Origin of the sequence: Brevundimonas sp. SL161 (genome assembly GCF_049896985.1) — a bacterium.
Taxonomy (GTDB): domain Bacteria; phylum Pseudomonadota; class Alphaproteobacteria; order Caulobacterales; family Caulobacteraceae; genus Brevundimonas.
Genome location: NZ_JAFCVJ010000071.1, coordinates 1 through 1,837, shown reverse-complemented (window position 1 = coordinate 1,837; position 1,837 = coordinate 1). Strand labels below are relative to the sequence as shown.

Here is a 1,837-nt window from a genome sequence, read left to right as displayed (position 1 = left end):
AGGATCCGCCGCATGATCTTGCCGGACCGGGTCTTGGGCAGGCCGGGGGCCCACTGGATGGCGTCGGGCGCGGCGATCGGGCCGATCTCCTTGCGGACATGGGCGACCAGGGCCTTCTTCAGGTCGTCGTGCGGCTCGACCCCCTTGTTCAGGGTGACATAGGCGTAGATGCCCTGGCCCTTGATGTCGTGGGGGAAGCCGACCACGGCGGCCTCGGCCACGTCTTCGTGCAGGACCAGGGCGCTCTCGACCTCGGCCGTCCCCATCCGGTGGCCCGAGACGTTGATGACGTCGTCGACCCGGCCGGTGATCCAGTAATAGCCGTCCTCATCCCGGCGGCAGCCGTCGCCGGTGAAATATTTGCCGGGATAGGCGCTGAAATAGGTTTCGAAGAAGCGCTGGTGATCGCCCCAGACGGTGCGCATCTGGCCCGGCCATGAGTCGGTGATGCACAGGTTGCCGGACGCCGCACCCTCCAGCACGCCGCCGTCCGCATCGACCAGCTCCAGCTCCACCCCGGGCAGGGGCCGGGTCGCCGACCCCGGCTTCAGGTCGGTCGCGCCGGGCAGGGGAGAGATCAGGGCCCCGCCCGTCTCGGTCTGCCACCAGGTGTCGATGATCGGCAGCCGGCCCTCGCCGACCACCTCGTGGTACCAGCGCCAGGCCTCGGGATTGATCGGCTCGCCGACCGTGCCGAGCAGGCGCAGGCTCTTGCGGCTGGACGCCTTCACCGGCCCGTCGCCGTCGCGCATCAGGGCCCGCAGGGCCGTAGGCGCGGTGTAGAAGATCTCGACCTGGTGCTTGTCGACCACCTGCCAGAAGCGGCGGTTGTCGGGATAGTTGGGCACCCCTTCGAACATCAGGGTCGTGGCCGCGTTCGAGAGCGCGCCATAGACGACATAGGAGTGGCCGGTGACCCAGCCCACGTCAGCCGTGCACCAGAAGACCTCGCCCGGCCGATAGTCGAACACCAGCTCGTGGGTATAGCTGACCCAGAACAGATAGCCGCCGGTGGTGTGCAGCACGCCCTTGGGCTTGCCGGTCGAGCCCGAGGTATAGAGGATGAACAGCGGATCCTCGGCGTTCATCGGCTCGCACGGGCAGTCGTCCGGGACCGTCGCGACGGCGACCTCGAACCGCACATCCCGGCCCTCGACGATCGCCACGTCGGCGCCGGTGTGGGCGATGACCAGCACCGTCTCGACCGCCACCTTGGTCAGGGCCTCGTCGACATTGGCCTTGAGCGGGATCCGCTTGCCGGCGCGCAGGCCCTCGTCGGCGGTGATGACCAGCTTCGAACCGCAGTCCTCGATCCGCCCGGCGATGCTGTCGGGAGAAAAGCCGCCGAACACCACCGAATGCACGGCCCCGATCCGCGCGCAGGCCAGCATGGCCACCGCCGCTGCCGGGATCATGGGCAGATAGATGGTTACCCGGTCGCCCTTCACCACGCCCAGGGCCTTGAGCACATTGGCCATGCGGCACACCTGTCGGTGCAGCTCGGCATAGGTGATCGCGCCCGAGACCGACGGGTCGTCGCCCTCGAACAGGATGGCCGTCTGGTCGGCGCGTTCGGCCAAGTGCCGGTCCACGCAGTTCCAGGCGACATTCAGCACCCCGTCGGCGAACCAGCGGATGCGGAAGTCGTCCTTGTGAAACGACACGTCCTTGATGATCGTCGGCGGCGTGATCCAGTCCAGCCGCCCGGCCTGTTCGGCCCACCAGGCGTCCGGCGTCTCGCGCGCCGCGAGCCGCGCGGCCTCGTAGGCGGCGGCGTCCATATGGGCGCGTTCGGCCCATTCGACGGGAACGGGATACAGGTCGGGGTCGGTCATGG

The 1,837-nt window shown here is 68.5% G+C and carries 1 protein-coding gene; it reads right to left on the bottom strand.

Annotated elements, in window-relative coordinates:
• Positions 1 to 1,835 (bottom strand): acetate--CoA ligase (gene acs / locus ACP7AU_RS17635; RefSeq protein ID WP_426052267.1); only part of this gene is annotated, 1,835 nt, incomplete at its 3' end.
• Between the last annotated feature and the right edge of the window lie 2 nt (positions 1,836 to 1,837).